This is a genomic window from Paenibacillus tundrae (assembly GCF_036884255.1).
Lineage (GTDB): Bacteria > Bacillota > Bacilli > Paenibacillales > Paenibacillaceae > Paenibacillus.
The window spans coordinates 5885962-5910229 of record NZ_CP145605.1 but is presented as its reverse complement, the minus strand read 5'-3'; the positions used below and the strand labels follow the sequence as shown (position 1 = coordinate 5910229).

At 45.0% G+C, this 24268-nt stretch carries 20 protein-coding genes and 1 riboswitch; of the genes, 18 read left to right on the top strand and 2 right to left on the bottom strand.

Features of this window, described 5'->3' with window-relative positions; translation table 11 throughout:
• Positions 1-368: 368 nt before the first annotated feature.
• Positions 369-1436, top strand: coding sequence for a type 2 isopentenyl-diphosphate Delta-isomerase (fni, locus tag V6W81_RS26530; RefSeq protein ID WP_338540856.1), 1068 nt, complete (start codon positions 369-371; stop codon positions 1434-1436).
• A 263-nt stretch (positions 1437-1699) separates the two neighbouring features.
• Here the strand turns inward: fni and V6W81_RS26525 are convergent, their stop codons facing one another.
• Positions 1700-3730, bottom strand: coding sequence for a leucine-rich repeat protein (locus tag V6W81_RS26525; protein ID WP_338540855.1), 2031 nt, complete (start codon positions 3728-3730; stop codon positions 1700-1702).
• A 412-nt stretch (positions 3731-4142) separates the two neighbouring features.
• Between V6W81_RS26525 and V6W81_RS26520 the strand changes: the two genes are divergently transcribed.
• From V6W81_RS26520 to V6W81_RS26510, 3 genes are all read left to right on the top strand, one after another.
• Entirely contained in the window at positions 4143-5486 is a 1344-nt protein-coding gene (locus V6W81_RS26520) for a transcriptional regulator (RefSeq protein WP_260985258.1), read from the top strand.
• A gap of 387 nt (positions 5487-5873) precedes the next feature.
• Complete coding sequence (locus V6W81_RS26515; RefSeq protein ID WP_338540854.1) at positions 5874-7238, top strand: transcriptional regulator; 1365 nt, start codon at positions 5874-5876, stop codon at positions 7236-7238.
• 238 nt (positions 7239-7476) lie between these two features.
• Entirely contained in the window at positions 7477-7647 is a 171-nt protein-coding gene (locus V6W81_RS26510) for an aspartyl-phosphate phosphatase Spo0E family protein (RefSeq protein ID WP_338540853.1), read from the top strand.
• A 114-nt stretch (positions 7648-7761) separates the two neighbouring features.
• Here the strand turns inward: V6W81_RS26510 and V6W81_RS26505 are convergent, their stop codons facing one another.
• Positions 7762-8193, bottom strand: coding sequence for a hypothetical protein (locus tag V6W81_RS26505; RefSeq protein WP_338540852.1), 432 nt, complete (start codon positions 8191-8193; stop codon positions 7762-7764).
• A gap of 188 nt (positions 8194-8381) precedes the next feature.
• Here V6W81_RS26505 and V6W81_RS26500 point away from each other — a divergent pair, with 188 nt between their 5' ends.
• The 14 genes from V6W81_RS26500 to V6W81_RS26435 all read left to right on the top strand — a co-directional run bounded on the left by V6W81_RS26500 (position 8382) and on the right by V6W81_RS26435 (position 24232).
• Positions 8382-8852 carry a GNAT family N-acetyltransferase gene (locus V6W81_RS26500; RefSeq protein ID WP_145044338.1) on the top strand — a complete coding sequence of 157 codons (471 nt, stop codon included), beginning with the start codon at positions 8382-8384 and terminating at the stop codon, positions 8850-8852.
• 222 nt (positions 8853-9074) lie between these two features.
• A complete protein-coding gene (ychF, locus tag V6W81_RS26495; RefSeq protein ID WP_056702168.1) occupies positions 9075-10175 on the top strand; it encodes a redox-regulated ATPase YchF in 1101 nt (366 codons plus the stop codon).
• A 262-nt stretch (positions 10176-10437) separates the two neighbouring features.
• Complete coding sequence (locus V6W81_RS26490; RefSeq protein ID WP_338540851.1) at positions 10438-11037, top strand: SUKH-4 family immunity protein; 600 nt, start codon at positions 10438-10440, stop codon at positions 11035-11037.
• Between the two features lie 285 nt (positions 11038-11322).
• Positions 11323-11730 (top strand): hypothetical protein, encoded by a 408-nt coding sequence (locus V6W81_RS26485; RefSeq protein WP_338540850.1) that lies wholly within the window; start codon positions 11323-11325, stop codon positions 11728-11730.
• A gap of 76 nt (positions 11731-11806) precedes the next feature.
• Complete coding sequence (locus V6W81_RS26480) at positions 11807-12211, top strand: VOC family protein (RefSeq protein WP_338540849.1); 405 nt, start codon at positions 11807-11809, stop codon at positions 12209-12211.
• A 543-nt stretch (positions 12212-12754) separates the two neighbouring features.
• Positions 12755-13822 (top strand): peptide chain release factor 1, encoded by a 1068-nt coding sequence (gene prfA, locus V6W81_RS26475; protein WP_056702174.1) that lies wholly within the window; start codon positions 12755-12757, stop codon positions 13820-13822.
• Between the two features lie 24 nt (positions 13823-13846).
• Positions 13847-14728 carry a peptide chain release factor N(5)-glutamine methyltransferase gene (gene prmC / locus V6W81_RS26470; protein WP_145045151.1) on the top strand — a complete coding sequence of 294 codons (882 nt, stop codon included), beginning with the start codon at positions 13847-13849 and terminating at the stop codon, positions 14726-14728.
• 91 nt (positions 14729-14819) lie between these two features.
• A complete protein-coding gene (locus V6W81_RS26465; protein WP_338540848.1) occupies positions 14820-16043 on the top strand; it encodes an FtsW/RodA/SpoVE family cell cycle protein in 1224 nt (407 codons plus the stop codon).
• Positions 16044-16264: 221 nt separating this feature from the next.
• Positions 16265-17533 (top strand): FtsW/RodA/SpoVE family cell cycle protein, encoded by a 1269-nt coding sequence (locus tag V6W81_RS26460; RefSeq protein WP_338540847.1) that lies wholly within the window; start codon positions 16265-16267, stop codon positions 17531-17533.
• A 1566-nt stretch (positions 17534-19099) separates the two neighbouring features.
• Positions 19100-19756, top strand: coding sequence for a stage II sporulation protein R (spoIIR, locus tag V6W81_RS26455; protein ID WP_338540846.1), 657 nt, complete (start codon positions 19100-19102; stop codon positions 19754-19756).
• 559 nt (positions 19757-20315) lie between these two features.
• The gene (locus V6W81_RS26450; protein ID WP_430701389.1) at positions 20316-21587 is read left to right on the top strand and encodes an L-threonylcarbamoyladenylate synthase; all 1272 of its coding nucleotides are present in this window, start codon (positions 20316-20318) and stop codon (positions 21585-21587) included.
• Between the two features lie 218 nt (positions 21588-21805).
• Positions 21806-22366 carry a manganese efflux pump MntP gene (locus tag V6W81_RS26445; protein WP_338540844.1) on the top strand — a complete coding sequence of 187 codons (561 nt, stop codon included), beginning with the start codon at positions 21806-21808 and terminating at the stop codon, positions 22364-22366.
• Between the two features lie 244 nt (positions 22367-22610).
• Positions 22611-23183, top strand: a complete 573-nt coding sequence (locus V6W81_RS26440) for a low molecular weight protein arginine phosphatase (RefSeq protein WP_145051566.1) — start codon at positions 22611-22613, stop codon at positions 23181-23183.
• 234 nt (positions 23184-23417) lie between these two features.
• Positions 23418-23499: riboswitch (ZMP/ZTP riboswitch) on the top strand.
• Between the two features lie 139 nt (positions 23500-23638).
• The gene (locus V6W81_RS26435; protein ID WP_338540843.1) at positions 23639-24232 is read left to right on the top strand and encodes a TIGR01440 family protein; all 594 of its coding nucleotides are present in this window, start codon (positions 23639-23641) and stop codon (positions 24230-24232) included.
• The last annotated feature ends 36 nt before the right edge of the window (positions 24233-24268 follow it).

Below are 24268 nucleotides of genomic sequence, written 5' to 3'. Positions count from 1 at the left end.
TCTACAACCGCTGAACCGATACGTTGCAAACGAGAGCGTTTGTACGATACATAGAAGTGCAATGGAACAATGAGTTTATAGATTGAACTAGACATTTACACAAGAGCGGAGAGGACAGAAATAACGTGAAGAAGCGAAGCGTTCGCCTCAAAGCTTTCTGAAAGAAAGCTACTTCGGAAGCATACGCCATCCCTGGATTTTCCCTTTGGAAAAAGGAATCAGAAAAATCTGGGGATAACAGCGATCGGAGGGTTGTTCTGTCATCGGAGTGGTCAGTGTAAATAACGATAGTTTAATTTATATAGAAGTAGGAAAGTGGGCAGGTTATCCTGTCAATCAGCGCAATTCTCACATAAGGGGGTCTCATCATGAACGAACAAGAGCGAGCTGGCAAAAGACTGCTTCCTGAAGTGGCTACAGGCGAACGGAAGCTGGAGCATGTGCGCCTCTGTCTTGAGGAGAATGTGGCAGGGGAAGGGATAACCAGTGGGATGGAGCGGTATGCGTTTCGTCATAATCCACTGCCTGAATTGAACTTTGACGAGGTGAGTCTAGAGACAGCCTTTATTGGAAAAAAAGTACGTACGCCCTTGCTCATCAGTTCGATGACGGGCGGAAGCGAAACAACTGGCGCCATCAATGAGCGGCTGGCGCGTGTAGCGAACGCCAGAGGCTGGGCGCTCGGCGTAGGTTCAATCCGGGCTGCCGTGGAACAGCCCGAACTAGCATATACCTTCGATGTACGGCGCTGGGCACCAGACATCCCGGTCATCGCCAACCTTGGTGCAGTGCAACTGAATTACGGCTTCACCACTGCTGACTTCCAGCGTGCTGTGGACATTGCGGGTGCCGACATGCTTGTGCTGCATCTGAACAGCTTGCAGGAGATTTTCCAGCCCGAGGGCAACACTGACTTCAGTGGGCTGTTACATCGGATCGAGGAGCTGTGCGCGAAGCTGGATGTCCCCGTTGGTGTGAAGGAAGTAGGCTTCGGCATGGATGGCGAGATGGCACAGCGGTTATATGCAGCAGGTGCAGCCTTCGTGGATGTAGCAGGTGCTGGCGGCACGAGCTGGGTACAGGTCGAGAAATATCGGAATACCAATCCGGTACGACGTGCTGCAGCAGAAGCATTCGCAGACTGGGGCATTCCAACAGCGGATTGCATCCGTGAGGTGCGTACGCTGAATCCAGCAGGCGCGCTCATCGGCAGCGGCGGACTGCATAGCGGAGTCGATGCGGCTAAAGCGATCGCACTTGGCGCTGACCTTGCCGGGTTCGGACGCTCGCTGCTTGAATCGGCGGTTGCTTCTGATGAAGCGTTAAGCCAGCGTCTAGAGCAGGTCGAGTTCGAGCTACGCACCGTGATGTTCGGTATTGGTGCTGGGACTGTAGATGAGTTGCGTGGTACGTCTAGGCTTATGGAGAGACGATAGGATAATTTATAGGTAGAGTATGGGGTTTGTTGCTGTCCCCAGTAAGGGGGAGTTTTCTATTCTGACAGGTGCGAACCCAAAGCTCACAATGCGTTTCCCGGGAGATTCGCCCCTCAGCAATATCCTTCCCAATAATACAAACAACCTTTCTTTTACTTGATGGTTAGTCAAATAAAAGAAAGGTTTTTTAGTAGTAATACTGTAAGCCGGATCTACATGAAAGTCCTTGTCAATTAACCTAATGTACTATTGAATTGAAACAGTTATATTAACTGCTTATACTGTAACAATCGATATAAAACATCAGCCAACAAGGCTCTTGTTACGGGTTTATTCACACCATTTTCAATGTCTTCTGCCTTCATAATCTCTAACTCTGATAAAGTTTGGGTATAAATATAACTCCAATGTTGATTTTCTCCTGTAATTTTAGCTTGCTCTATATTAAACGCATGAACTAATATTTTCGCAAGCTCACCTAGTGTTAACTGCCCTGATGGATTAAATGAATTTTTATAACCATCAATAACTCCACCTTGCTGTAGGTTCAATATTGCACTATAGCTCGGATGATTCGTCGGCACATCTTCAAAGTTTACAGCTTCCTTTACTGCATCAAGCTTCACTAAACGATTGATCAACAATGCAAGATGATGTCTTTGGATGAAGTCATTTGGACCGAATTGACCACTATCATATCCCTTCAATATCCCTTTTTGTGCTAATTCATTAATACTATTCTCAGCCCAATGTCCATCTATATCAGTAAAATATTTTTCTACTGGTGTTTCAGGTTCTTGTTCTGAATCAATGTTTTCTGTATCCTCAATTTCCTGTTCGACAACTGGTGGTGTAACTGCTGGCGTAACTGATGTTGTAACTGATGGTACAACTGGTGATGTAACTGGAGCTGGTGACGTAACTGGTGGAACAACCGGTGGGTTATTAATAGCATTCCATTTTGCAAATAATGTTTTATTTTCTGTGACTTTGTCCGTATCGAAATTCCAATTTGTTGTAAGAGCTTGATCTACATACCATCCTCCGAATACATAACCTGACCTTGTTGGAGCCACTGGTGCTGTAATCGTCGTATCATAGTTTATATCAGCTAGATCCGCCACATGACTACCACCATTACTATTAAAAGATACCGTTAATTTATCGGAAATATATTTTGAATAAAGTGTTGTATTAGGATCTATTGAATTAGTAAAGTCCCAAGCTGCTTGCAATGTTTCGTCGCTATACCAATTTTCAAATGTATAATTTGGTTTTGTTTGCGAAGCAACAACTGACGCGTCCAATGACGGTAAGTTACCCTCAAACGTAATCGTATTAAGACTGTTAGAAGCAAAAGCGTCTGGACCGATACTTGTGACGCTAGCCGGGATCGTTACGTTGCTTAGTTTATTTTGATAAAACGTACCGTACCCTATTTGAGTTAAGTTATTTGGAAGAGTTATACTCGTTAATTCATTGTTGCTAAAAACACTACTTGCAATAGAAGTTACACCATTTGGAATAGTCAAACTCACTAGTTTATTATTGGAAAATGCATCTGTCTCAATAGATGTTACACTATTTGGAATACTAACATTAACTAGCTTATTACTAGCAAATGCTCCTTCTCCAATTGTAGTTACACTATCAGGAATCGTCACACTTATTAATTCGTTACTTTGAAAGGCAGCATCACCAATACTTGTAACACTATCAGGAATAATTATATTTGTTAATTTATTGCTCAAAAATACCGATTCACTCAGACTTGTCAAGTTATTAGGTAAATTGATACTTGTTAAATTATTATAGAAAAAAGCACCGGAGCCAATAAACGTAACATTGTTTGAAAGTGTAACATTACTTAGATTATTAGAAGAGAATGCATAATCTCCTATACTTGTCACACTATCAGGGATAACAAGATCAACGATATTATTCGAAGCAAAAACACGATCTGAAATAGAAGTGATGCTGTTCGGAATCGTTACACTTGTTAGATTGTTACTATGAAATGCGCTACTATCAATGGATAGTACACCTTCGGGAATCGTTACACTTGTTAATCTTTTAGAACGAAACGCTTCATTTCCTATGGCAGTTACGGGATACCCCTCTATTTCATCAGGGATAATAATATCGCTTGAACTACCCGTATATCCGGTTATTGTCGCCATTGAATTATGCACTGCATATGTAAATTCGCTTGGCATATCAGCATATACCTTATTAATACTGATTGGTGAAACTAACAATGCTACTGCTAATATCAATCCCACTATTTTTTTCATACTCATTCTCCTTCTAATTATTAAAATTCTAAGTTAAAACTAAAATTAAACATAAAAACATATTGGTTGTGTCTTGTTACAATCACTTGAAATATAGCACACTTCACTTTACATGCTCTGAGTGTAAAGAAATCTTTGTAATTAAAATCTGAATAATAATAAAAGATGTGATTTAGCCCCAGGCTTGATTGCATTTTTTTATATAAGGATTTTCGATTATAGGGAAATTTAATATTTTCAATTAAGAGAAGGACGGCTCTATTTAACCTAATTATGATCACGAATAAGCTATGGTATATTTAAATTTTTAACCATAGGTAATAATTTACAAGTAAATATTGATATTAAATGTAAAAATAATGTATAATTTTATTGACCGTTGCCTAATTTCCTATTGAAAGGTGGTGTTCTCTTGAATTCAATTACCACAATTCGCGACCATTTCGAAGATTATCTTAAGAGTAAACATATGACACTGAACTCTTTTTCCGAATTATCAGGTATTAATTCAGGCACGCTCAGTAGTACGTTGAGTGGGCAACGTCCCATAGGAGTTCAGCAATTAGATCGACTCACTGCAGGGATGGGGTTACCTGAGGGGTATTTCTATGATTTATACATAAATGAGTGTTTTGTTAATACGAATCCTGATTGGCGTAGAATAGGCCCTTTTCTTAAACGTTGTGCCGAACTCGGTAGAGTGGAGTGTATCGAAGCGACCGTTAAACTATTAATGGATAATCTTTCCTACGCCCCTCTCTTATTTGAGTTGGCTGAACAACTATATGCAGAAGGGAGGCTAGAGGCTGCTAAACCCCTTTATTTCTGTGTGGCTGAGAGCGAGAAGATGCAGCACTCCGAACGATTGGCTCTGAGTCAGTATCGTTTATTCTCTATCGGACTTGGTAAAGATCAGCAAAAAAACTTGTCACTAGCAACCCAATTTGAATTTTTTGTGGATCGTCTCGACGAGCCCTATCAGTTGGATGGGTTAAATGACTTGATTAATGTTTATGCTTCATTACGACGCTGGGACAAGGTGGAGATCCTGGCTGAACAATTGAAAGTAAAGGCAACTATTCAGTATGAATTCAAGAAGATATCCAGAGCGACAGAGACTAGAACTAAAAAGCAGGTTATATTTTATGTTCTATACGCTTATTTGGCGCTTGGTGAAGTTTGTTTCAATAAAAAAGAATATGAACAGGGAATGGAGTATATCCTTTTATACAAGGATCATAGTTGGGTTAATGACCCGAGTGATGACGAAATAAGAATCATTCGTCAGTTTGAGGAATGGGCTGAGGGTAACTCCTATTTGTATGAGTTAATGTCTGGTAAGACAGAAGTGTTACCAAGCTATCTAAACTACATTTCAGCAAGAGAAAATGAAATTTTCCCTGCTTTGTGTGCAATAGTTTCCGCAGCTAATCAATTTGAGATGAATATTCATTCCATTCTTGATCAGTTCGAGTCTTACTTTATGTACCGAGAGCAAGTCAGTGACATCGGGAAAATTAGCGAACAATATACGAGTGACCAGTATGTCAATTTACTAGCAGATGTAGGGACGTATTATCTGACTCATCGAGATTTTAGTAGAGGAATTCATTTTATCCTTCGGGGCCTAGAGCTCGCTAGTACAATTAAGAATAAAGACGGCATGTTGAGTTGCATCAAAACGTTCGAGGAATTTCGAAATTATGCATCTGAAGAGGATAAAGTGAAATACAAAAATTTGATTTGTGGGGTGTGATGAAAATGAAATCCAAATTAGCTTTAATCGCAATTACATGTAGTGTAGCGGTGTCTATATTAATCCCGACTACTCAACCAGTACCTCCTGAAACACCTCCTGTGATCATGACAACGAATGGTCATGGAATGGGTAGCTAACAGTTAATATGACTTGATGATTTACACCATTGAGGTTTTAATTTATACAGCCAAGAAGCCCTATGCGGATGAGCATAGGGCTATTATAAATTTGGTGAGACGAAGCCCAGAGTTGGGGATAACCTTAAAGTTTATTACAAAGACCTGGTTACCAAATAAAATATAAAATTGATATAAATTGAAGGGGTGCTGTATAATTCTTATTTATTACTACTCAGTCGTATACCTCAGATAAGGTGGTGTTTTCTTGAACTCAGCAGCGACCATTCGTGATTATTTCGAGGATTATTTAAAAAGCAAACGCATGACACTTCATCAGTTTTCAGAGGTATCCGGTATTAATTCAGGCACATTAAGCAGTACCCTAAGTGGGCAGCGTCCTATAGGTGTGCAACAGTTAGATCGACTCACCGTGGGGATGGGCTTACCTGAAGGGTACTTTTATGGACTATACATAAATGAAAGCTTTGTAAATGCTAATCCAGATTGGCGCAGACTAGGTCCTTTTTTGTACCGCTGTGCTGAATTAAATCAAATTGAGAATATAAAAGAAACGATCAATCTAGTGATGGATAATCTCACATATGCACCCCATTTGTTTGATCTGGCAGAACAATTGTTTTCAGAAGGAAAGCTAGAAGCTGCCCGCCCTCTCTATTACAGTGTTGCTGAGAGTGAGAAGATGCAACATTCGGAACGACTGGCTTTAAGTCAGTATCGTCTATTTACAATCGGACTTTCTAACAATCAACAAAATAATCAGTCTCTTGCAACTCAATTTGAGTTGTTTGTAGATCGTCTGGATGAGATGTATCAGCTTGATGGATTGAATGATCTAATTAATGTATATAGTTCATTGCGAAATTGGAGTAAGCTGTTAGAACTGAGTGACAAATTGAGGATGAGAGCAGAAATTCACTATAAATTGTATGGAAGACGTAAAGATGAATGGGTGAAAAAGGAGATTATTTTTTATGTGCTGTATGCCCACCTAGCAAAAGGGAGTGCGTACTCTTATCTTGGTGATTACAAGAACGCCCTGAAGTATGTTGAACAATATAGCAATTATACGTGGATAAAGTCGCCTAATGAAGCAGAAATGATAGTTATTCAACAATTTAATGAATGGGCGGAAGCCAATCGGTATTTGTATGAACTGAAGTCAGGGAATGTTGAGGTTCTCGAGTCTTATCTTGAATATATATCTGAAAGAAAGAATGAAATCTTCCCAGCTCTATGTGCAATTGTAAGTGCAGCGAATCGATATCGTATGAACATTGACTCGGTATTGGAACAGTATGAATCCTATTTTACTTACCAGGAACAGGAAAATAGGATTGGGAAAGTTAGTAAGCATTTAACCAGTGACCAATACGGTTCATTATTGGCTGGCCTAGGAACATATTATTTAACAAATAGAAACTATGATAAAGGCATGGAATATCTTCAACGAGGCTTGGAATTTGCTATGAATAACGGGAATAAGGATGCCATGCTGGACTGTCTTGGTTTATTTGGTGAACTCCGTGATTCTCCTAATGGGGAAGGGAATAGCACCAAAGCAGCAGCTCTTTTGGAGAAGATTAGTGAACGATTCTCGCACCCTAGTTAATCCCTTGAAAGCTAGTATCTAGAACAGATATACGAGGTGTTCCTTATGTGGATGACTTCCTTTAGTGAGGAAGCTAAATCATACGGAACGCCTCTTTATGTTGATTTTTACAAATAAGCATGAAAGGTTTTACGGGGTGGTGCAGAACGAAGTGTAAAATTAAAATCAAGTTGGAGTATATATCCTTTCCCACTAAATAGCAGAATGCTCTAGAATATCACATCAGGGGAGGATGAATATGGAGCGAAGTGACTTGATTAAACAGATTGAATTAGCGAGGCAGAAGCTGTATCAGACGAAGCTGAAATATGTAGATCTTCTGCATCCTAATGTCATTAAGCAATCGATGATTCTGGATGAGTTAATCAATGAATATAACCAGGCCAAAACAGAAAAGCCGATCAACTAAACCATCGACTGTGGCTGAGCTCTTGGCGAGTCGCTCTTCCTATAATTTAATCTCATCATGAGTACAGTGTGGACAGGCTATTCATCAATTGATGAATGCCACGTACGTACTCGCTCAGGAGCATTCTTCTTTAACAGATATCGTATCGTTAGTTACCGTTACACGGGTGTGTCCAGTTAAGTGTTCGGTATAGCCGCAGACGGTTTCGGTGTAGTATCTGCCACGGCTGTCCTTGAATTTCAGATATATACTTTCCTCTCCGGACAGCTTAAGCTGGGGAGTGAACTTAATCTTTTTCCCACTGGGTAGATCTAGACCCGGAATGTAGAGTGATTTATCCTTAACGTTTGCAGTGTTATTAGAGCCGATGAGCCCTGCTTGGATGCTAGTAAGTTCGTATGCGGACTGATTGTCTATGGTGATGCGGAAGTCTTTGAATCGATCTATTGCATTTTGATAACTGAGATATATGATTACTCCAGCAAACAACGCTACAATGAGGCGAATAACAAATCTGGGCGTGAACCGCCTGTGACGTTTGTCCATTATAGTTCTCTCCTTTTCCTTAACATTATGGTATTAAACGCAAATTAGGGCGTAAAGGTTGTGCCACGTTTTACATGAAGATAGATATACATAGCTAAGATAAACAGCTTGTGAAATATAGAGCATCTACGTATGCTGTGAGATAGGAAGTTATAGCACGATGATGAAGTAGAAAGAAGGAGAACCGAATGAAACTTGTACCTATGAGTGACCAAGAATTCGCGAGTTTTCGCGTTCGCTCCATTCAAGATTTTGCACGAGAGAAGGTAGAGGCAGGGACGTGGGCGCCAGAAGAAGCACAGCAACTTGCAGAAGCATCGTATGACAAATACTTACCAGAAGGGTTGAATACCCCTGGTGCTTATGTGTATAACCTCGTTCATGAGGTAGACGGGAACGTAGGTTACATCTGGTTCAATATTACGGATAACCGTCGAGGCAGGGAGGCATTCCTACTGGATATCGTGGTTGAAGAAGCGCATCGGGGCAAAGGTTATGGTACGGAGACCATGAAGGCACTGGAACAGACGGCTATACATCTGGGGGTAGATCGAATTGGTCTGCATGTGTTTGGACATAATGGTCGTGCAAGCAACTTGTATAAGAAGATGGGATATGAGGTCACGGATCTAACGATGTACAAGGAATTACAGAAATAAATTAGGAAAATGATATTGAGCTAGCTTACGTTATCACTCTAGACTGTTCGAATCCTGAGATGAAACGATGCGTATATGAGATTCTGACGTAAACGTTAGCATGGGTATCTAAATTCCGTTCATATCGAATTAGCGAACTTCCTTGATGCACTGGGGGTTGTCATATATAATGAATAGGATTATTCGAACCGAACAAGTAATGAATGAGGAGTTGTCATATACATGGCTTTGAAAGCTGGAATCGTGGGCTTGCCTAACGTTGGTAAATCTACATTGTTTAATGCAATTACACAAGCTGGTGCGGAGTCTGCTAACTATCCGTTCTGTACAATTGACCCTAACGTAGGGATTGTTGAAGTACCTGATGAGCGTTTGGACAAATTGACAGAACTCGTTGTACCGAAAAAGACAGTACCTACGGCATTTGAATTCGTAGATATCGCAGGTCTGGTTCGTGGTGCGAGTAAAGGTGAAGGCCTTGGTAACAAGTTCCTTGCACACATTCGTGAAGTAGACGCTATTGTACACGTGGTACGTTGCTTTGTCGATGAGAACATCACACACGTGGATGGTAAAATTGATCCGGTTAGCGACATCCAGACGATCAATCTGGAGCTGATCCTGGCTGATATCGAGAGTGTTGAGAAAAAAATCGACCGTTCTAAGAAAAACATGAAGGGCGGTAACAAAACGGCTGCTCAAGAAGTGGAAGTACTGGAGAAAGTGAAGGCTGTTCTGTATGAAGACAAGCCAGCACGCAGTATGGAGCTTACCGATGAAGAGCGTCTGATTGTGCGCGATCTGCACTTGCTTACCCTCAAGCCTGTTCTGTATGCAGCCAACGTAGCTGAGGACGAAATTGGCGATGTAGCGAACAATGCTTACGTGCAAAAAGTAAGAGAATTCGCTGCTGCTGAGAATGCAGAAGTGGTGCCAATCAGTGCGAAGGTCGAAGAAGAGATCTCCGAGTTGGAAGGCGAAGATAAACAAATGTTCCTGGAAGAACTCGGCATCGAGGATTCCGGTCTGAACCTGCTTATCAAAGCAGCTTACAAATTGCTGGGACTGTACACGTACTTCACAGCAGGGGTACAGGAAGTTCGTGCATGGACAATCCGTAAGGGTACCAAAGCTCCTGGCGCAGCTGGTGTAATCCATACTGACTTTGAGCGCGGATTCATCCGTGCAGAGGTTGTTTCCTATGAAGATCTGGTCGCGGCTGGTTCCATGAATGGTGCCAAAGAACGCGGGCAGCTTCGTCTGGAAGGTAAAGAGTATGTTGTTAACGACGGCGATGTTATGCACTTCCGTTTCAACGTATAAACCTCTGAACCACGTATCAAACTTTAAAAAACTGAACCTACCAACGTAGGTCTATTGAAAATGGCTCTGTTACCTTCTTAGGAAGATGGCAGGGCTTTTTTTTATATAGCCCAACGTATTACTGATGAACATGAACATATGACAAGTATGAACGTGTAACACAGTGTAATTCGCAGAATAAAACGATGATAAACACTGGAACATACTGGATTGTCCAGAAGGGGTGGATATAATAAAAGAAAGAACATTCTGGAGGTGGCCTATGGCACAACAGCTAACCCATGTTCGATACGATAAAGCTTTAGTTGAAGCTGCTCAATTGCCGAAGGAGATTCAGGAACTGTTGCTGCACTCGGGATTGCCGCAATTCCGTTTGGCAGGTGAGCATGTGCTCGGGGTTCATTTTACACCCCTAACAGATCAAGGACTGGTTCGAACGCCAGATGAACTCGTAACGTTGTTTCCAATCGGGTATGAGTGGGAGGATCCATCGACTTTATTTGGTCTGGAGGAGGAGGTCGGCACACTCTACAGGATGGATGGGCAGACGGGTGAATATAGTGTCATTAACACCAATCTAAGCCTATTTCTGGCGTTCCTACATCAATACATTTCGTTCATTCATGAGCATTCCAGAACCTCTGAGCCGAGTGTGATGACACTGGAACAAGTACAGGCGAAACTAGAAGCTTTCAGGCGAGGTGAGATTAAGCCTACAGTACAACAGCCTTCTGAATCAGTTAGAAAAAATGCTCTTCACCAGCTCCGACAGTTCTATACGGAGAAAGACCCGGTGAGTGTCTCGGATGAAGAGAGTTGGTGGAGTGTTGTGCTCGAACAATTAGAGGACGACCTTCTGTAGGTCGCTCATAACCGAAACGAGTATGCTAGTGAAGATACTATGACTTAGTTTCATGAATAGATGAAGGATGTTTTTCAGTTTCCGATTCATCATTACCCATTACAATTTCTCGGGATGTGCAACTCTTATGTATTGAATAACGTTCAGGTAGTAACGTTACAATAACCATAAGGGGAGATCGTCATTTTAACAAAACTTAAATTAGTGTATGTTGCATTCGGTGTAGCATTTGTTTTCCTGACATCGGCTTGTGCAAATGATACGAATACCGCAGATACTCAGAATATGCAGACCGAACCTTACCGTGTTGCGTTAGAAGAATTGATATCGATAGACACGGCTCTTAATGCGAATATGGAGTACATTTCTCTGGTGATGAACGAAGCGATTCCTCTGGAAGATTCCCAGCGAGAAGTGATTGAATCCTACCTACAACAAAAATATAATGTTCCCATCTATAACTATACCCATGAACAATTGATCGAGCAGAAGCTTGTGGAGCAGGACGGAACCAGGCTTAAAGGCATACTCCTGACTATGGAAAAGTACAAACAGTCAGACAATCCGAATGAGATCACACTTGAGGTCAGTAAGTATCGTGCGAATGAAGGTGCGATTGCTCTGGAAATGATATTAGCGTATCAAGAAGGACAGTGGGAAATTACGGGCTATGTTACGGAGAGGGAAAGCTAGGAGAAGAATTCACTTTTTGGCTTCAGAAATAGAGTATATTATGCATAGTGAATTTAATGTATAGGAGGCTACGACCATGTCACAGGATATTTGGATTAACCTGCCGGTCAAAGACGTTGAGAAGTCGACGCGCTTTTACAATGAGATTGGATTCCATGCGGCGAACGTTGGTCACGAAAGAGCCAAGCTTACTATAGGTCAAACGACGATTCTGCTGTTCCCGAATGCGACGTTTGAGAAATTTACAGGTTCCCAAATTGCTGATACTTCCCATAGCGCAGAAGTGATATTCTCTATTAGTGCGGAGAGCCGGGAAGAAGTAGATGCCTTTATCCAAAAAGTAGAGAGCGCTGGAGGCAGCGTCTTTGGTAAGCCCAGTGAAACTGACGGCTGGATGTACGGTGCAGGCTTTGCCGATCTGGATGGTCACCGTTGGAACCTGCTATATATGGACGAGAGTCAGATGCCAAAACGCCAATAGAAGTCGTTCCATCCAAAAGTAAGCTTGTGGACACGAATGAATAAGAAACGTCGGTTGCCTAAAAGAAGGTCATCGGCGTTTTTCCTACTCTTTTTAGACCGGCTCAGGGTCGCGGAGACTAATCATTTATTACTTTGCACTATAGAATATCCTTACGATTCCTTACCTGCTTATGTTCAATGCTGTTCAGTCATACATAGTGGAAAATTTAGTTCATCCGGTAGCAGAATGGTTGCTATTCATAATCATAAGAATATGCTATAATTAAGAGTCGTATACCTAGGTTGAAGATGTTACTTAACTCGCTGAGTTGAAGCGGGTTCTGTACAGGGTACGCGATTTCTTTATATCACTTTAAAAGTAAAGGATTTGATGACGTTGTAGCGATGTTATACGTCGATCGTCGATCATATATGAATATTTAATCCATGCTAAGGTCAGGGGATTTCACGGAAATCCTGTGCGACTGAGAATTATAAATAGTACGAATGCCGGTATGCAAGAAACGACATGAATGAAAATAATACGTGAGGTGACGATATAATGTTGGATAAATTACAGGCTTTGGCCGACCGTTACGACAAGCTCAGCGAGCTGTTGTGTGACCCGGATGTAGCAAGTGATAACAAGAAGCTGCGCGAGTATTCTAAGGAACAATCCGATCTGCAACCAACGTACGATGCGTACAATGAATACAAACAAGTAAGTGAAGATCTCGATGCTGCGAAGGAAATGCAAGGCGAGAAGTTAGATGATGAGATGCGTGAAATGGTCAAAATGGAAATTGAAGAGCTGAGCACGCGCCAGAAAGAATTGGAAGAACTGATTCGTGTGCTTATGTTGCCGAAAGATCCAAATGACGACAAAAACGTTATTGTGGAGATTCGCGGAGCGGCTGGTGGAGATGAAGCGGCATTGTTTGCAGCGGATCTATACCGGATGTATACGCGCTATGCAGATGCACAAGGCTGGCGTGTTGAGCTGATGGACGTGAACACGAACGATCTCGGCGGATTCAAAGAGGTTGTCTTCATGATTAACGGACGCGGCGCTTACAGCAAAATGAAATACGAGAGCGGTGCACACCGTGTGCAACGTATTCCAACAACAGAATCCGGCGGACGTATTCATACGTCGACGTCAACGGTTGCGGTTATGCCGGAAGCGGAAGATTTTGATATTGAAATTCATGACAAAGACATCCGTGTAGATACGTTCTGTTCCAGTGGTGCCGGTGGACAATCGGTTAATACAACGAAATCCGCTGTACGTGTAACACACGTGCCAACGGGTATTGTAGCAACGTGTCAGGATGGTAAATCCCAGAACTCCAACAAAGAAAAAGCGTTGCAGGTTCTGCGTACACGGATCTTCGATATGAAACGTATGGAAGAAGAAGCGAAAATTTCGGTTGAACGGAAGAGCAAAGTGGGAACAGGTGACCGTAGTGAACGGATTCGTACGTACAACTTCCCGCAAAGCCGTGTAACGGATCACCGTATTGGTCTGACTATGCACAAGCTGGATCAGATTATGAACGGAGAGATTGAAGATATCTTGTCTGCACTGACCATTGCTCAGCAGACTGAGATGATGGATAGAGGAGAATAATCTGTGACCCGCGCCCAGTTTGTGATGACGCAGGGACAGAGCTGTCGGGAAGCCTTCGTAGAGGCTTCCTCTTTTTTGGAGAAGTGCGGCGTGTACGAGCCGCACAATAACGCCCGGCTGCTGCTGGAACATGTACTTGGCGTCTATGGCGCCCAGTACTATATGATGCAGCCGGAGCCTTTCCCAAGCGAGCTTCGCAGCCGCTGGGAGGACGCCGTCACGCGCAAGGCTGCGGGTGAGCCGGCGCAATACATTATCGGCAGCCAGGAGTTCTACGGGCTGCCGTTCGAGGTCACGCCGGCCGTGCTGATCCCGCGGCCGGAGACCGAGCTGTTGGTCGAGGCTGTGCTGCGCGAGGCCGACCGCGTGTTTGCGAGCGGCGATGCAGTGCACGCCGTCGACATTGGCACGGGCAGCGGTGCCATCGCGGTGACGATGGCTACGCTTCGCCCGCAGTGGCAGGTGGGCGCCGGGGATATCTCGGCGGCCGCCCTGCAAGTAGCCGCGCGGAACGCGGCTACGAACGGCGTACAGATCGACTTCCGTGAAGGCGATCTGCTCGCTCCGTTCGCTGGGGCACGGGTGGACATCCTGGTGTCCAACCCGCCCTATATCCCGGCGGCAGATATCGCCGGGTTACAGCCTGAGGTGCGCGATCATGAGCCGCGCACTGCCTTGGACGGCGGCCCGGATGGGCTTGCGCCGTACCGGGTGATGCTGGAGCAGCTTACGCTGTTGCCAGCGCCGCCGCAAATTGTTGGTTTTGAACTGGGGCAGGGCCAGGCGCGTGACATTGCTGCCTTGCTGGAATCTGCCGGACATTGGCCGGAGATTATCATCGTACCCGACCTTGCTGGAATCGAGCGGCATGTACTAGGTGTTCGTACTTCGGAACAGGTGACATAAATGTAAGATTGCGGAGGTTTTCTTTTTGCCGTGAAATCCTCTACAATGAGATATACCGAAGATTGCTGAATGCTTGGAGGAACATAATTACATGCTGCATAAATTCAAAAAAATTGACTACAACATCGTATTTATATTAGTTATCTTGATGGTTATCAGTATTTTATCCATTTATAGCACCACGTTTGGTCGTCCGAGGTGGGAATCCTATCCTCAGCGGGCTGGGATATTCTATATTATAGGGTTCATCGTATTCTTCGGAATGTCCATGATTAACTATAAAGTGATTATCAAAAACTATTTATACATTTACGGTGGCGGTCTACTGCTGCTCGTTATCGTTAACTTTTTTGGTGTGACCTATTACGGAGCACAGGGCTGGTTGTCCATCTTCGGTCTAAGTTTGCAACCGGCAGAGTTATTTAAGCTGTGTTTGATTGTCTTTTTGTCTGCCTTACTGTCACGAAAGAAGAACAGACCTTTGTTATTTGGGCGGGATGTCATCCCGATTGCTCTCTGTGTTCTGCCTCCATTGGTACTCGTTTTGTTGCAAAACGACTTGGGGAATGCGCTCAGTTACGTCGTGATTCTTGTTGGATTACTGTGGATTGGTAATGTGAAGTTCAGCCACGCCTTGATTGGTTTTATCATCGCTGTTGCTGCTTTTATCGCGGGTACGCAGGCATACGTTCACTATCACGATCAGATCACCAAATTCCTTCAGGACATCGGGCGTGCCCACTGGGCAGATCGTTTCGATCCTTGGCTTGTGCCAGATCAGACCTCCCGAGATGTTCTATGGCAGACGTATAATGCTAAGCTGGCGATTGGCTCTGGAGGCATTAGTGGTAAAGGATATTTGGAAGGGACAACGATTCAATCCAACCGGGTACCGCTGGCGTATGCCGACTCCATTTTTGTTCAGATCGGGGAAGAGTTCGGTTTTGTAGGCGCTTCGGTGCTGCTACTGCTCTACTTTATTCTGATTCATAGGCTGGTATTAATCGCATTGGAGTGTAAGGATCGAGCCGGGCCGTATCTGATTGTTGGTATCATATCGATGTTACTCTATCAGATTTTTGTTAACATTGGTCCGTTTATTGGTCTGATGCCACTGACGGGGATTACGCTGCCGTTCATTAGTTTCGGGGGTACCTCTCTTGTGCTCAACATGCTGAGTATGGGTGTTGTCATGAGTATCAAGGTGCACACGGAGGAGAACGAAGATATCCTGGGCTCATCAGAGCAACTTAGCATTACGGAACTGATTATGAAATTGTTTAAACGCAAACCGTCACAACAAGAACAATCCTAATTGTGGTTCATGGGATATAACACAAAACCTGAAAGCCATAGATTCGAGCAACATGGATCTACGGTTCTCGGGTTTTTTTGTTGTGGTTGTTGTAGTGGTGACCCAGGAAGGGATACGCTTCCCGATATTTACAATCCTATGGATTTCCATTTTTCATTCCAATTCTATACAATAAAGGGAGGAGAGATTGGCAAGAGCATCTTAGGGGGAAGAGTGAGTACATGTTGAGAATGTTGAGGAAGATGGATGGAATCATACTATTTGTACTGCTGTTGCTTATGGGAATAAGCATAGCTGCCGTATATAGCGGGACGCAGACCGATTCTACATTGAGCAACCATCATATCAAAACCTTACAATTTTACATTGCCGGATTCATTGTCGTGATTGGAATGGGGTTTATCAATTATAAGCTCATTGTGAAATATGCTTTTTATCTGTATGTCATCGGAAATATTTTGCTTCTCCTTGCCAATTTCGTAGGTGGCTCGGTCAACAATGCCAATGGCTGGCTAAAGCTAGGGGATACTTTCTCATTTCAACCTGCGGAACTGTTTAAAATGATCTTAATTTTATTTCTCGCCCATTTGCTAATTAAGCGAAAAGGAAGAGAACTCGGATTTTGGAGAGACATCGTGCCGATTGGGTGGTGGACCTTTATTCCCTTTGCACTTGTTATGATACAGAATGACCTGGGGAATGCCTTGGGGTATGTTGTTATTTTGGCAGCGGTGCTCTGGATTGGTAATATTAAGCTGAAACATGCCTTGATTGGTATTGCCATTATTGGTGTGGCTTTTTTTGGCTTCGTTAAATCATATGTCACGTATCATGAAGAAATTTTCGCTTTTCTGGAGAAGGTAGATCGAGAGCATTGGGCAGAGCGGATTGATCCTTGGCTTGTACCAGAGAAAGCGACTGCCAAAGCAACCTGGCATACCAAAAATGCAGGTCTAGCTATAGGATCAGGCGGCATCATTGGAAAAGGGTACTTGCAAGGTACATCGGTGCAAAGCGGGCGTGTGCCTTATACGTATTCGGATTCTATTTTCGTCGTGATTGCCGAAGAGTTTGGCTTTGTGGGCGGTGCAGTGCTGCTATTGCTTTATTTTGTCCTAATCCATCGGATGGTGCTTATTGCACTGGAATGTAAAGACCGAGCCGGACCAGTGATTATTATTGGAATTATAGGGATGTTGCTGTATCAGGTATTTGAGAATATTGGTGCCTTTCTGGGGTTGATGCCGCTCACAGGGATTACTTTACCGTTTATTAGCTACGGAGGAACGTCACTGCTTATCAATATGGCTTGCATTGCGATTGCCATGAGCATCAAGCTGTATGGTCCTGAGGATGAAGATATTATCGTGTCAGAGGAGCAGCCACCGAGTTTGCCAGCAAGAGTACGGAGTTGGGTGAGTGGGCTGGATGTGCTGAACAAAATCAAGAACAAGAACAAGGAAAAGGAACAGGATCAAGTAGAGATGTAATCCCGAGCGTGGGTTTAGACGGGAGTGCAGATATAAAGTAGTCATAAATGAGAGCACAGGCATAAACAGGATCAAAGGCATAAACGAAGGACAGACATACACGGATCACAGGCATGAACGAGAGGGCAGACATAAATAGGATCACGGACATAAACGTAGGTATTGCTATAAGCAAGGTGTGGACATGCACGAATCACAGGCATAAACGAGGGGACAGACGTAAATAGGATCACGGACATAAACGTAGGCATTGCTATAAGCAGAATGTGGACATACACGGATCACAGGCATGAACGAGGGGACAGACGTAAATAGGATCACGGACATTAACGTAGGCATGGCTATAAGCAGGTTGTGGACATACATGGATCACAGACATAAACGTAGACATGACTATAAGCAAGGTGTGGACATAAGGTTGGAAAGGAAAGGGGAGTATGATCGTGTGAATTTGCCCCGCCTTCCGAGTATGTTTCCCACTTCGTTATAGCGGCTTTTAAATTAGGGTCGGTTATCACCATTAAGGTGGGATCGGCTCTTTTTGGTCTGAGTGTGTCTGAGAAATTTTTGAAGGAAGGCAGAGCATGAAATTACGTTCAAGCAAGGACGTTTTCCGCAGGTATATCGGATCGTCAAGAGAAAGTGACATTAGCAGGCGCGAAAAGACGTGGGCAGTGGATGATGCCCCCAAGTGAGCGTGAGATTTGAAGTCACGACAGTTGATCATGTGTCATCTCTAACGAACTCAGTAGGCCTTATTGGCGGGAAAATGGGCACTCAGAAAATGCTAACGAATCGTGGACACCCTAATACGCCTTTGGAGCATAAAATTTAGACCTATTCAACGGTATTTCGTAATATAACGTTCCTCAGGTTCGTTACCAATTCCATTTACCGTAATACGACCAAATAAGGTCTCTCAGATTCGTTACACTGAAGGTGTATGGAAAGAGGTTCGTTTATGAATACCCTTTTAAGGCTCTTTTTCCAACGTAATCTTCACCTGCTCTAAACTCACTCCAAACTGACTCCAAACTCGCTCCAAACCCACTCCAAACCCGCTCCAAAACTCACTCCAGCCCCCTCAAAACCCACTCTAAAACTTACTCAAGACTCCCTCAAAACCCATTCAAAAATCCAACTTTAAGCCTGGTCTAACGTTCTTCTGGTACATCTCATCAGGTTACATCGCTGCCGACGATCCAGTGAATGGCATGATACATGGGATTTCATTTGGACGGACACACTGGTGAATGGATGGAGCACAACATGTCTCTCACTTGCCTCCCCCACGGTCATCATTATCTCTTTCTAATACCTGTGCATCCTGCTCGTTACCTCATTCTTTTTATTTCAAACGTTTTACTTCTAATTACACGAATTGATTTATTTGTTCTGAGACACATCCTAGCATATGTTGGATAAAAAAATTGAGAGGTATGGAGTTTAATAGGTTTAACTCTACTTCCTCTGGGCATACTGATAGACATGAGAGAGTTATAGTGAGAGTTCATAGCGAAAGCACTTATAAAAATTATGATCACGGGAGCCAAGGGGGAGAACGGCATGAGTAGACGAATTGTGAAACAAATTGGACTTATTCTAGTATGTCTTATGATGATTATTATGATGTGGGAAGGTCAGAAAACGGATGCGGCTGTAGCTGCTACAGCAATTCCAGAACAATCAATACGGTTGCGTATTCTAGCTAATTCAGATTCGGCTGGAGATCAGTTGGTGAAACGGGAGATTCGTGATGCGGTGGTTGCTCAGATGGATCAATGGGTGACGGAGCTGGCGAATCCTCAGGACCTGGATGAAGCCCGTGGGGTGATTCGTCAGCATTTGTCTGAGATTGAAGAGCGAGTTGGAGAGGAGCTTGCCAGTCGTGGGCTGGATTATGACTACCAGGTTGAGCTGGGCGTGGTTCCTTTTCCGACCAAACTATATGGAGGTACGGTATATCCGGCTGGAGAATATGAAGCAGTGCGTATAACACTGGGAGAAGGTAGTGGTCAGAACTGGTGGTGTGTATTGTTTCCTCCATTATGCTTCATTGATGCGGGTACAGGAGATGCAGTTACGAAGACGAATACAGCTACAGCAGCTGCTTCTGCGGGAGATGTGGAGGCGTCCGTACAAGTGGGAACACCGGAAACGCGTTTCTTCCTCTGGGATATGGTTGTGAAATTTTGTGGCTGGGTAACGGGATTGTTTGCTTAATCGGAAAGTGAATAGATTGATATGATGTAAGGGCGACTTCGGTACATGGAGTTGCCCTTTGTTGAAGTGAGCTCTGCTGTGAATGACGGGGGTTCGGAGTTTCATCTTAGAAACTAAGAGATATGTTATAATTGTAAGTATTCAAAACCAAAATTAAACACGGACGTCGTTTAATCAGGCGTTAAAGGCATGTCTTACAACTCCGCAGGCGCAAACAATGCTTAATTTTCGTTCAAGGTAAGGATGTTTTTCGTGGGTGTACTAAGGTAAGTCAAGAGAAAGTGACCCAGTATGGACGAGAAGACGGCGAAAGATGCTCTAAGATAGATGTAAGACACACCTAATGTTTACTACCTTATTGAAGCTTAGGAATGATGGATATATGAGAAATGAGCAAGAGAACAAACAGAATAGATCGCAGCAGAATGAACATTCACCGTTAGATCGCGAGCAGATGGAGCGTAATGTACAGTCGGAGAGCGATAAAGTGCCTTCGACGGCGAAGTTTCAAGGTGAGTTGCATACCCATGGACTGAACCAGCAGGCATCCCTTCAAGGTATGGAAGGCGAATCGGGTCTGGGTGTACAGGTGCAGGGATCGGTGGATAAGATGGTTACTCGTATGTGGGATGTCCATGTGCTGCTTCATACCGCTGGTACGGACATGCATAATGCCAACGTTGGTGGCGATCAAGTGGAGCATGAACCACAGGAGAGCTTATCTGCTGGACACGGGTCTGTGCAGGCGGCTACATCGAATGATGAGTCTAATGTAAAAAGAGAGAGCGCCTATGAACAGGCGCTCGCTGACTTGCAGGCTGCCGCTGCCTGCATTCGTCAAGGTCAAACGGTAGCCTTTCCGACTGAGACGGTCTATGGTTTAGGGGCAGATGCCCGAAGCACAGCAGCGGTAGAAGCTGTGTTTGTAGCTAAAGGTCGCCCATCGGATAATCCTCTGATCGTGCATATTGCGCACAGAGACCAGTTGGATGCACTGGTAACCGAAGTGAATACTACGGCGGAAGCGCTGATGACGGCCTTCTGGCCGGGGCCACTGACGCTGGTGTTGCCGGTTAGACCGGGGGCGGTGTCTCCACGGGTCACCGCTGGGCTAGACACGGTGGCCGTGCGCATGCCGGATCACCCTGTGGCCTTGCAGTTAATAGCCGCGGCAGCATGCCCTGTGGCTGCGCCGAGCGCTAACCGCTCCGGACGGCCAAGCCCAACTCTCGCAGCACATGTGCGCGAGGATCTGGCTGGCCGCATCGGCGGCATCGTGGACGGCGGCCCCACCGGGGTGGGCGTCGAGTCCACGGTCGTGCAGGTCGGTGACGACGGTACCGTCACCATCCTGCGCCCTGGCGGCATCACAGCGGAACAATTGTCCGCTGTGGCCGCCCGTGTCGCCACGAACCCGGCGTTACTCGCCGAGGGGTCCGCTGGCGAAGCCAGCCCGGCGCCACGCTCGCCGGGCATGAAGTACACGCACTATGCGCCCGAAGGTGCGCTGTGCGTGGTGGAGGGGCCGCCCGCAGCGGTGGCGGCCTGGGTTAGCGCCGCCCTCGCAGAGGCGGCGCAGCGCGGAGAGCGCACCGCGGTGCTGGCGTTCGCCGAGCACGCGGAGCAGTACCGCGCCGATGCCGTATTCTCGCTGGGCGATGCCAGCGAGCTGGAAGAAGCAGCGCGCCGGCTATACGCCGCGCTGCGGAGCTGCGATGAGCAAGGCGCCACATATATTGTGGCTGAGGCCTGCTCGCGCGAAGGATTAGGTGCAGCCGTCATGAATCGGCTGCTCAAAGCGGCGGGTCACCGACTCATCCAGGTCGGTTAGCCCGCAACAGATACTTGTCCAGTCGCCCAGTGTTCCTCTTATATCAAGGCGAGTAGAACTCGCCATATAAAGGGTCAAGCCAGGGTGTCTGGACTACTAAAGTGTCTCACGGCATTCAAAATATCTGTGATCCAGATGTTCAATCATATCCTCTGGTCATGTTTAGGTCCTTGTCCGCATATCGTGTACAAGAACCTTTACGTGATGGGGGTATGGGAATGTGGGATATATCTGCCCATGTAGGGCAGTTAGTAACCATTTTGATTATGGCTGTGGCTCTTGGTTTCGATGCCTTCTCGCTGGGAATCGGGATGGGGATGAAAGGCATTCGTCTACGGGATGTACTGCGGATCAGTACAATCACCGCCCTGTTCCATATCATCATGCCACTGATCGGTATGTACACGGGTAAGTATGTCAGCTCATTGCTTGGTGACATTACCACGTATGCGGCAGGTGGTTTGCTTGTTCTTTTGGGTGCGCATATGATTCTGAATGCCTTCCGTGAAGGAGAGACGAAGCTGGTGAATCACCGCTCACTGCTGGGTGTGACTTTATTTTCACTCAGTGTCAGCATAGATTCATTTTCCGTAGGGGTTTCTCTAGGGATGTTCAGTAGTGAACTGATCTTGACTGTGCTTGCTTTTGGCGTGTGCGGAGGCTTGATGTCGATGATGGGTCTGTTGCTTGGACGACGGGTGAGTCATAACCTGGGGGATTATGGTGAAGCTGTAGGTGGAGCGATTCTGCTCGCCTTTGGATTATTGTTTATCTTTTGAGCTGTAACCCATGAGCTTAACCCTTGATTGCACTAACTAGACTAAATGGTTCAATGCCGAGTGGTTGTATATCCTTCTGGTGTGAGTATAATCGTAGGAAAGAGATTTGCAGAATGTCCGCTTTTAATTAATCCCTTTTTCGAACACGCGCTTAAAGCAACTAATGCTGTTGCAATCGTAATTCAATTTCTTAAACGATGAAGTATACATTTGATAACATATATAAAATGGGGAGGCTACCGCAATGAAACATATTTTGTTTGTATGTACAGGTAATACGTGCCGCAGCCCCATGGCAGAGGGGCTTTTGCGTAAGCTTGCTTCGGAGCGTGGCATTCAAGTCGAGGTGCGTTCAGCGGGCGTTGCCGCCACACAGGGAATGCCGATTTCGCGTCATGCCGAGGCGGTACTGAAGGATCACCGTGTTGAAGGGCCGCCACACTCGACACAACTGAGTGCAGGGCTTGTTGGTTGGGCTGATCTGATTCTTACACTGACTCGCAGTCATAAGCAGCATGTGCTGCAAGTTTTCCCGGACTCTGTCCACAAAACCTATACACTCAAAGAATACGTGGAAGATGACGAGCAAGTGATGAACGATCTGCAGGAGCTAGATAGCTTGTTCGCGACATTGGAGATGAAGCGTGCACTTGGTCAAGAAATATTAGCAACGGAGCGGGAACGTGTCATTGAGATCCGACAACGAATTCCAAGCTTCGACATCTCCGATCCGTTTGGCGGCAATCGAGATGATTACAACGTGACTGCTGCTGAGATTCGAACTGCACTTGATCGGCTTTTGGACAAGTTGGAATAAGGCAGAGTGCACAGGGGTAGTTTAAACAACGTATCCATAGTGTAAACCTCGGAAGCTGAGATCGGTGATCAGCTTGATCGTACGAATAAAGTCCAGCTTGGCCATCCAAGGTAGAACCTTTATATGATTGATAGACATGCCTCACGTACTTGAACTGTCATCTAAAAACAGACATGTGATGTAAATTACCCGTTGATTTTAAGCGCAGGTTGTTTTATGATGAAGGGGAAAACAGGGATCCGGTGTAACTGGCGACGAAGTGGGCACAACCACAATGGAGCACCGGAACAAACGGCCGGTCGCCTGGGCAAAAGAGCAATTCTGCGATACCCGCAGACTGCTCTTTTTTTCGTCTTTCATCTGTTTATTCGCTATAATAGTACCTGAAATGCCATGTTGGAATACGTAAGGCTGACATTTGGAAGCCGGGCATGATGATATCGGGAGGCGATAGGATGACTATTGAGTTAGATTCGGAACAACCCGGATTGCAGGAACAGACCGCATCCATTTTGCGTGAACTGGCCACTGCAGGGAAGCTTGGTTCAGGGCAGATCGTTGTCATTGGTACAAGCACTAGTGAAGTGGCAGGTAAACGGATTGGTACGAGTGGTGCGATTGAAGTGGCACAGCAGCTTCTTGCGGGTATTCGTGAGGTGCAGCAGGAATTCGGTTTTGAACCGGTCTTTCAATGCTGTGAGCATCTGAATCGTGCGCTGGTAATGGAGCGTTCTGTGTTAGTGCGTCTGGGATTGACCGAGGTAGGTGCGGTACCTGTTCCTACAGCGGGTGGTTCAATGGCATCTGCGGCTTATCGATCACTTACCGATCCTTGTCTGGCAGAACATGTGCAAGCACATGCAGGACTGGATATCGGAGAGACGATGATTGGTATGCATTTGCGGCATGTGGCGGTTCCTTACCGTACAGCACTTCGTTACATTGGAGATGCCCGTGTGACGACAGCGTTGACGCGTCCGAAGTTGATTGGTGGGGAACGTGCAGTGTATCGTATGGAAGAGCAGCCTGATTCGACATTTTGTGACTAACGTATAAAGTGAAATTATGTTTACACGTAAACGGAG

Excerpts from the sequence above, each read along its gene's own strand:
- fni (WP_338540856.1), top strand. The coding sequence starts at position 369 with ATGAACGAACAAGAGCGAGCTGGCAAAAGACTGCTTCCTGAAGTGGCT.
- V6W81_RS26525 (WP_338540855.1), bottom strand. The coding sequence starts at position 3,730 with ATGAAAAAAATAGTGGGATTGATATTAGCAGTAGCATTGTTAGTTTCA.
- V6W81_RS26510 (WP_338540853.1), top strand. The coding sequence starts at position 7,477 with ATGGAGCGAAGTGACTTGATTAAACAGATTGAATTAGCGAGGCAGAAG.
- V6W81_RS26505 (WP_338540852.1), bottom strand. The coding sequence starts at position 8,193 with ATGGACAAACGTCACAGGCGGTTCACGCCCAGATTTGTTATTCGCCTC.
- V6W81_RS26500 (WP_145044338.1), top strand. The coding sequence starts at position 8,382 with ATGAAACTTGTACCTATGAGTGACCAAGAATTCGCGAGTTTTCGCGTT.
- ychF (WP_056702168.1), top strand. The coding sequence starts at position 9,075 with ATGGCTTTGAAAGCTGGAATCGTGGGCTTGCCTAACGTTGGTAAATCT.
- V6W81_RS26490 (WP_338540851.1), top strand. The coding sequence starts at position 10,438 with ATGGCACAACAGCTAACCCATGTTCGATACGATAAAGCTTTAGTTGAA.
- V6W81_RS26485 (WP_338540850.1), top strand. The coding sequence starts at position 11,323 with ATGCAGACCGAACCTTACCGTGTTGCGTTAGAAGAATTGATATCGATA.
- V6W81_RS26480 (WP_338540849.1), top strand. The coding sequence starts at position 11,807 with ATGTCACAGGATATTTGGATTAACCTGCCGGTCAAAGACGTTGAGAAG.
- prfA (WP_056702174.1), top strand. The coding sequence starts at position 12,755 with ATGTTGGATAAATTACAGGCTTTGGCCGACCGTTACGACAAGCTCAGC.
- prmC (WP_145045151.1), top strand. The coding sequence starts at position 13,847 with ATGACGCAGGGACAGAGCTGTCGGGAAGCCTTCGTAGAGGCTTCCTCT.
- V6W81_RS26465 (WP_338540848.1), top strand. The coding sequence starts at position 14,820 with ATGCTGCATAAATTCAAAAAAATTGACTACAACATCGTATTTATATTA.
- V6W81_RS26460 (WP_338540847.1), top strand. The coding sequence starts at position 16,265 with ATGTTGAGAATGTTGAGGAAGATGGATGGAATCATACTATTTGTACTG.
- spoIIR (WP_338540846.1), top strand. The coding sequence starts at position 19,100 with ATGAGTAGACGAATTGTGAAACAAATTGGACTTATTCTAGTATGTCTT.
- V6W81_RS26450 (WP_430701389.1), top strand. The coding sequence starts at position 20,316 with ATGGAAGGCGAATCGGGTCTGGGTGTACAGGTGCAGGGATCGGTGGAT.
- V6W81_RS26445 (WP_338540844.1), top strand. The coding sequence starts at position 21,806 with ATGTGGGATATATCTGCCCATGTAGGGCAGTTAGTAACCATTTTGATT.
- V6W81_RS26440 (WP_145051566.1), top strand. The coding sequence starts at position 22,611 with ATGAAACATATTTTGTTTGTATGTACAGGTAATACGTGCCGCAGCCCC.
- V6W81_RS26435 (WP_338540843.1), top strand. The coding sequence starts at position 23,639 with ATGACTATTGAGTTAGATTCGGAACAACCCGGATTGCAGGAACAGACC.